The following is a 7,292-nucleotide window of genomic DNA, read 5'->3' on the forward strand; positions in this document are numbered from 1 at the left end:
GGGTCCCCCCGCTCGAGCGAAGCCGAGAGTGGGGGAGGCACCTCGCCCCGCCGAGTTGCGGACCCACCCGGCCCGAGCCCCGACGCCGAGCACCTCACACCCGACCCCCATACCCCCGCACACCCCGCCCGGCTACCGTAAGCAGCCGTGAGCACACTCGCGCGGGCCAAAGTCCAGGCCAAGGCACACCCCCTCGCCGTGGACGCGGTCCTGGCCGCAGGCGTCCTGGCCTGCATGGTCGCCGGCTCCTTCGTGGAGCCCCGGCACCGCGACACCGTCAGCTGGGCCCTGCGCACCCCCGTCCCCCTCAGCCTCGTCCTCATGGTCCTCGGCGCCGCCGCGCTGGTCTTCCGCCGCCGCGCCCCCATGACGGTCCTGGTCCTCACCGGCACGGTCTCCGTCGTGGAGTCCGTCACCGGCGACCCCCGCACCCCCGTCGCCATGTCGGCCGTCATCGCCCTGTACACCGTCGCCTCCACCACCGACCGCCCCACCACCTGGCGGGTCGGCCTGCTCACCACGACCGTGCTGACCGGCACCGCCATGGCCGCCGGCTCCCTGCCCTGGTACGCCCAGGAGAACCTCGGCATCGTGGCCTGGGCCGGTATCGGCGCCACCGCGGGCGACGCCGTCCGCAGCCGCCGCGCCTTCATCCAGGCCATCCGCGAACGCGCCGAACGCGCCGAACGCACCCGCGAGGAGGAGGCCCGCCGCCGGGTCGCCGAGGAACGCCTGCGCATCGCCCGGGACCTGCACGACGTCGTCGCCCACCACATCGCCCTGGTCAACGTCCAGGCCGGCGTCGCCGCCCATGTCATGGACAAACGCCCCGACCAGGCCAAGGAGGCCCTCTCCCACGTCCGGGAGGCCAGCCGCTCCGCCCTCAACGAGCTGCGGGCCACCGTCGGGCTGCTCAGACAGTCCGGCGACCCGGAGGCCCCCACCGAACCCGCCCCCGGCCTGGACCGCCTCGACGAACTCGCCGGCACCTTCCGCAACGCCGGACAGCGCATCGAGGTCGCCCGCACCGACCAGGGCACCGCCCTGCCCGCGGCCGTCGACCTGGCCGCCTACCGGATCATCCAGGAGGCCCTGACGAACGTGCAGAAGCACGCCGGGCCGCACGCCAAGGCCGAGGTCAGCGTCGTACGGGTCGGACCGAACATCGAGATCACCGTGCTCGACGACGGCAGCGGCGAGGACGCGGACCCGGGCAGCGGCGGCGGCCACGGCCTGCTCGGCATGCGGGAGCGCGTCAGCGCCCTGCGCGGCACCCTCACCACCGGTCCCCGCTACGGCGGTGGCTTCCGCGTCCATGCGATCCTGCCGGTCAAGAACCGCACACCGACCGGGGAGGACCCCGCATGACCATCCGTGTCCTGCTCGCCGACGACCAGGCGCTGCTGCGCAGCGCCTTCCGTGTACTCGTCGACTCCGAGCCCGACATGGAGGTGGTGGGCGAGGCGTCCGACGGCGCGGAGGCGGTGCGGATGACCAAGGAGCAGCACGCCGACGTCGTCCTCATGGACATCCGGATGCCCGGCACCGACGGTCTCGCCGCGACCCGCATGATCAGCGCCGACCCCGAACTCGCCGACGTCCGCGTGGTCATCCTGACGACGTTCGAGGTCGACGACTACGTCGTGCAGTCACTGCGCGCCGGCGCCTCCGGCTTCCTCGGCAAGGGCTCCGAGCCCGAGGAACTGCTGACCGCGATCCGGACCGCAGCCGGCGGCCAGGCCCTGCTCTCCCCGGCGGCCACCACCGGCCTCATCGCCCGCTTCCTCGCCCAGGACCCGGCCGACGACGGCGAGCGCGACCCGGCCCGCGCCGAGCGGCTCGACTCGCTCACCGGCCGGGAGCGCGAAGTGCTGGTCCAGGTCGCCGGAGGACACTCAAACGACGAGATCGCCGAGCGCCTGGAGGTCAGCCCGCTGACGGTGAAGACGCACGTCAACCGGGCCATGGCCAAGCTGGGTGCCCGGGACCGGGCCCAGCTCGTGGTCACCGCGTACGAGTCCGGCCTGGTCCGTCCAAGGGTGGAGTGAGCTCGACCCGGGTGTACTGCGCCCGGAGTATGCGCCGCATAAGGAAATGGACCTGGGGCCTACGAAACCCGGGTCTCCCATGGCTCAGGGTGTTAGGGCGGGTGCTCATCTGCGCGCTCGCTGCCGCTTCTGCCGCTAACAGAAGAGAGACCCTCACCCATGTCCTGGCTGTCGAAATTCAGCCTCGCGCAACGGGCCCTGATAGGGCTGATGTCGATCATCGCGCTCGTCTTCGGGGCGATCGCGATACCCCAGCTCAAGCAGCAACTGCTGCCCACCATCGAACTGCCCATGGTGTCCGTGCTGGCGCCGTATCAGGGCGCGTCACCTGACGTGGTCGAGAAGCAGGTCGTCGAACCCATCGAGGACAACCTCGAAGCCGTCGACGGCATCAGCGGCGTCACCTCCACCGCCAGCGAGGGCAACGCCGTGATCATGGCGTCCTTCGACTACGGCAACGACACCAAGCAGCTCGTCGCCGACGTCCAGCAGGCCGTCAACCGGGCCCGCGTCCAGCTCCCGGACGACGTCGACCCGCAGATCGTCGCCGGTTCCACGGACGACATGCCGACCGTCGTCCTCGCCGTCAGCTCCGACCGGGACCAGCAGGCCCTGGCCGACCAGCTCGACAAGACCGTCGTGCCGGACCTCAAGGACATCGACGGCGTCGGCCAGGTCACCGTCGACGGTGTGCGGGACCTCCAGGTCGCCGTCACCCCCGACAACGCGAAGCTCGCGAAGGCGGGCCTCACCCCGCAGTCCCTCATGCAGGCGCTCCAGGCGGGCGGCGCCACCGTCCCGGCCGGCTCCTTCGACGAGGACGGCGCCAACCGCACGGTCCAGGTCGGCGGCGGCTTCACCTCGCTGAAGCAGATCCAGGACCTGATGGTCACGGGCGAGCCCGGCAAGGGGAAGCCGGTGCGCCTCGGCGATGTCGCCACGGTGAAGCAGCAGGAGGCCCCGGCCGACTCCATCACCCGCACGGACGGCAAGCCCAGCCTCTCCGTCGCCGTCACCATGGACCGCGACGGCAGCGCGGTCGCGATCTCCGAGGCCGTCCAGGACAAGCTCCCCGACCTCCGCAAGGACCTCGGCTCCGGCGCCGACCTCACGGTCGTCAGCGACCAGGGCCCGGCGGTCTCGAAGTCCATCAAGGGCCTGACCACCGAGGGCGCGCTCGGTCTGCTCTTCGCGGTCCTGGTGATCCTGGTCTTCCTGGCCTCGATCCGCTCCACCCTCGTCACGGCGGTGTCCATCCCACTGTCGGTCGTCCTCGCCCTGATCGTGCTGTGGACCCGCGACCTGTCGCTGAACGTCCTGACGCTGGGCGCGCTGACGATCGCCATCGGACGTGTCGTCGACGACTCGATCGTGGTCCTGGAGAACATCAAGCGGCACCTCGGCTACGGCGAGGAGCGCCACTCGGCGATCCTCCAGGCCGTCCGTGAGGTCGCGGGCGCGGTGACGTCCTCGACGCTGACCACGGTCGCGGTGTTCCTGCCGATCGGCCTGGTCGGCGGCATGGTGGGCGAGCTGTTCGGCTCGTTCAGCCTGACGGTGACGGCGGCGCTGCTGGCGTCCCTGCTCGTCTCCCTGACGGTCGTTCCGGTCCTGTCGTACTGGTTCCTGCGTCCCCCGAAGGGCACCCCCGAGGACGCGGACGAGGCACGCCGGATCGCCGAGGAGAAGGAGACCAAGAGCCGCCTCCAGCGCATCTACGTCCCGGTCCTGCGCTTCGCGACCCGCCGCCGCCTCACCAGCGTGGCCCTCGCGATCGTCGTCCTCGTCGGCACGTTCGGCATGGCGCCCCTGCTCAAGACGAACTTCTTCGACCAGGGCGAGCAGGAAGTCCTCAACGTCAAGCAGGAGCTGAAGCCCGGCACCAGCCTGGCGGCGACCGACGCCGAGGCGAAGAAGGTCGAGCAGCTGCTCGCCGACACCAAGGGCGTCAAGGACTACCAGGTCACCATCGGTTCGTCCGGCTTCATGGCCGCCTTCGGCGGTGGCACGGACTCCAACCAGGCCTCGTACCAGGTGATGCTGGACGACTCGGTGCCGTTCGAGGACGTCCAGGACGACATCGAGAAGGGCCTGGCCGGCCTCAAGGGCATCGGCACGACCACCCTCGCCGCCGGTGACGGCTTCGGCAGCCAGGACCTCAGCGTCGTGGTGAAGGCCGCCGACGCCGATGTCCTGCGTACGGCGTCCGAGCAGGTCCGCAAGACGGTCGCCGAGCTCGACGACGTCACGGACGTCACCAGCGACCTGGCGCAGAGCGTGCCGCGCATCTCGGTGAAGGCCAACGACAAGGCGGCCGCGGCCGGCTTCAACGACCAGACCCTGGGCGCCGCCGTCGCACAGGCCATCCGCGGCACCAACGCGGCCAAGGCGACCCTGGACGACAGCGAGCGCGACGTCGTCATCCGCTCGGCGAAGCCCGCACAGACCCTGAAGCAGCTTCAGGACCTGCGCCTGGGCGCGGTGAAGCTCGGCGACATCGCGACGGTGAAGCAGATCGACGGTCCGGTCTCCATGACCCGGATCGACGGCCAGCGCGCGGCCACCATCTCCGCGAAGCCGACCGGTGACAACACCGGCGCGGTGAGCACCAAGCTCCAGTCCGAGATCAGCGCGCTGAAGCTCCCGGACGGCGCCACGGCGTCGATCGGCGGTGTCTCCGAGGACCAGGACGAGGCGTTCCTCAACCTGGGCCTGGCGATGCTGGCGGCCATCGCGATCGTCTTCATGCTGCTGGTCGGCACTTTCAAGTCCCTGGTCCAGCCGCTGATCCTGCTCGTCTCCATCCCGTTCGCGGCCACCGGCGCCATCGGACTCCTGGTGGCGACCGGCACCCCGATGGGCGTCCCCGCGATGATCGGCATGCTGATGCTGATCGGCATCGTGGTGACGAACGCGATCGTGCTGATCGACCTGATCAACCAGTACCGCAAGCAGGGCTACGGCGTCGTCGAGGCCGTCATCGAGGGCGGCCGCCACCGACTGCGCCCGATCCTCATGACCGCCCTGGCGACGATCTTCGCCCTGCTCCCGATGGCCCTCGGCATCACCGGCGAGGGCGGCTTCATCGCCCAGCCGCTGGCCGTGGTCGTGATCGGCGGCCTGGTCACGTCGACCCTGCTCACCCTCCTCCTGGTCCCGACGCTGTACGCGATGTTCGAACTCCGCAAGGAGCGCCGGGCGAAGAAGCGCGCGGCGAAGAAGGGCGGCCTTCCGAACCAGCGCACGGAGACGGCCGAGGAGCCGGAGCCGGCGCAGGTCTGACCCGCGTACGACGATCCTCGTACGACACAGGAGGCCCCACCCGGACACCGGGTGGGGCCTCCGTCGTGCGGAAGACCCGCTACGGCAGCGCCAGCATCCGCTCCAGCGCCAGCTTCGCGAACGCCTCCGTCTCCTTGTCCACCTCGATGCGGTTGACGAGGTTGCCCTCGGCCAGGGACTCCAGGGCCCAGACCAGGTGGGGGAGGTCGATGCGGTTCATCGTGGAGCAGAAGCAGACCGTCTTGTCGAGGAAGACGATCTCCTTGCCCTCCGGTGCGAAACGGTTCGCCAGGCGGCGGACCAGGTTCAGCTCCGTGCCGATGGCCCACTTGGAGCCGGCCGGGGCGGCCTCCAGGGCCTTGATGATGTACTCCGTCGAACCGACGTAGTCCGCCGCGGCCACGACCTCGTGCCTGCACTCGGGGTGGACCAGGACGTTCACGCCCGGGATGCGCTCGCGCACGTCGTTCACCGAGTCGAGGCTGAAGCGGCCGTGCACCGAGCAGTGACCGCGCCACAGGATCATCTTCGCGGCCCGCAGTTCCTCGGTCGTCAGCCCGCCGTTCGGCTTGTGCGGGTTGTAGAGGACGCAGTCCTCCAGGGACATGCCCATGTCCCGCACGGCGGTGTTGCGGCCGAGGTGCTGGTCGGGAAGGAAGAGGACCTTCTCGCCCTGCTCGAAGGCCCAGTCCAGGGCCCGTTTCGCGTTCGAGGAGGTGCAGATCGTGCCGCCGTGCTTGCCCGTGAACGCCTTGATGTCGGCGGACGAGTTCATGTACGAGACGGGCACGACCTGCTCGGCTATACCGGCCTCGGTCAGCACGTCCCAGCACTCGGCGACCTGCTCGGCCGTCGCCATGTCGGCCATCGAGCAGCCGGCGGCCAGGTCGGGCAGGACCACCTTCTGGTCGTCGGACGTCAGGATGTCCGCCGACTCCGCCATGAAGTGCACGCCGCAGAACACGATGTACTCGGCCTCCGGGCGGGCGGCCGCGTCCCGGGCCAGCTTGAACGAGTCACCCGTCACGTCGGCGAACTGGATGACCTCGTCGCGCTGGTAGTGGTGGCCGAGCACGAAGACCTTGTCCCCGAGCTTCTCCTTCGCCTTGCGGGCGCGCTCCACCAGGTCCGGGTCGGACGGCGAGGGCAGGTCGCCGGGACACTCCACGCCGCGCTCGCTCCTGGGGTCGGCCTCACGGCCGAGGAGCAGCAGGGCAAGGGGCGTCGGCTGTACGTCGAGCTCCTGGGTCTGGGCGGTGGTCACGACACGCACCCTTTCTGTTTCTGCGACTTTTCGTCGATTTGACGCTATCTATCATAACCGCTTCACGTCACTTTGACGATGGCCATAGCGTCTGTGTGACGTGAATCCCGACGAGCCGTCGTTCATTCCCGGGAACACCGGGAAAGAGCCGTTTTCCGGTTCCCGGCGTGTGTGCGAGCATGAAACCGAGCCGTAAATCGAGCGTCCGGCCCGGAATGAATCCGCGGCCCCGCCGGTTGGACCCGTCGGCAAGCAGTCTCCGTACAACCCGGGAGAGATGTAGATGTCCGTATCGGACGAGACCACCACCGTCAGCGACGGCATCATCCTGACCGACGCCGCCGCGGACAAGGTCAAGACCCTGCTCGACCAGGAAGGCCGCGACGACCTCGCGCTGCGCGTCGCCGTCCAGCCCGGCGGCTGCTCCGGCCTGCGCTACCAGCTCTTCTTCGACGAGCGTTCCCTCGACGGCGACGTCGAGAAGGACTTCGGCGGTGTGAAGGTCGTCACCGACCGCATGAGCGCCCCGTACCTCGGCGGTGCCACGATCGACTTCGTGGACACGATCGAGAAGCAGGGCTTCACGATCGACAACCCGAACGCGACCGGCTCCTGCGCCTGCGGCGACTCCTTCAGCTGAGCCTGCCGGGCCGCCACCGGCGGCAGCGGACATGAGGAAGGCGGCGGCCCCCTCCGAC

The 7,292-nt window shown here is 69.9% G+C and carries 5 protein-coding genes; 4 read left to right on the top strand and 1 reads right to left on the bottom strand.

Features of this window, described 5'->3' with window-relative positions:
* Positions 1-147: 147 nt before the first annotated feature.
* The 3 genes from ACWIF2_RS31230 (at position 148) to ACWIF2_RS31240 (ending at position 5,330) form a co-directional block, all read left to right on the top strand.
* A complete protein-coding gene (locus ACWIF2_RS31230; protein WP_454364225.1) occupies positions 148-1,368 on the top strand; it encodes a sensor histidine kinase in 1,221 nt (406 codons plus the stop codon).
* The gene (locus ACWIF2_RS31235; protein WP_382499260.1) at positions 1,365-2,048 is read left to right on the top strand and encodes a response regulator; all 684 of its coding nucleotides are present in this window, start codon (positions 1,365-1,367) and stop codon (positions 2,046-2,048) included. The genes ACWIF2_RS31230 and ACWIF2_RS31235 overlap by 4 nt, the downstream gene beginning before the upstream one ends.
* Positions 2,049-2,207: 159 nt before the next feature.
* Complete coding sequence (locus ACWIF2_RS31240; RefSeq protein WP_454364227.1) at positions 2,208-5,330, top strand: efflux RND transporter permease subunit; 3,123 nt, start codon at positions 2,208-2,210, stop codon at positions 5,328-5,330.
* A gap of 79 nt (positions 5,331-5,409) precedes the next feature.
* On the opposite strand, the gene nadA is transcribed toward ACWIF2_RS31240, so the two are convergent.
* On the bottom strand, positions 5,410-6,594 hold the full coding sequence (gene nadA, locus ACWIF2_RS31245) for a quinolinate synthase NadA (RefSeq protein WP_454364228.1): 1,185 nt from the start codon (positions 6,592-6,594) through the stop codon (positions 5,410-5,412).
* A 283-nt stretch (positions 6,595-6,877) separates the two neighbouring features.
* On the opposite strand from nadA, the gene ACWIF2_RS31250 reads away from it, so the two are divergent.
* Complete coding sequence (locus tag ACWIF2_RS31250; protein ID WP_003989692.1) at positions 6,878-7,234, top strand: HesB/IscA family protein; 357 nt, start codon at positions 6,878-6,880, stop codon at positions 7,232-7,234.
* Positions 7,235-7,292: the final 58 nt, after the last annotated feature.

The organism is Streptomyces sp. NPDC055506 (assembly GCF_053643595.1).

Excerpts from the sequence above, each read along its gene's own strand:
- ACWIF2_RS31250 (WP_003989692.1), top strand. The coding sequence starts at position 6,878 with ATGTCCGTATCGGACGAGACCACCACCGTCAGCGACGGCATCATCCTG.
- ACWIF2_RS31235 (WP_382499260.1), top strand. The coding sequence starts at position 1,365 with ATGACCATCCGTGTCCTGCTCGCCGACGACCAGGCGCTGCTGCGCAGC.
- ACWIF2_RS31240 (WP_454364227.1), top strand. The coding sequence starts at position 2,208 with ATGTCCTGGCTGTCGAAATTCAGCCTCGCGCAACGGGCCCTGATAGGG.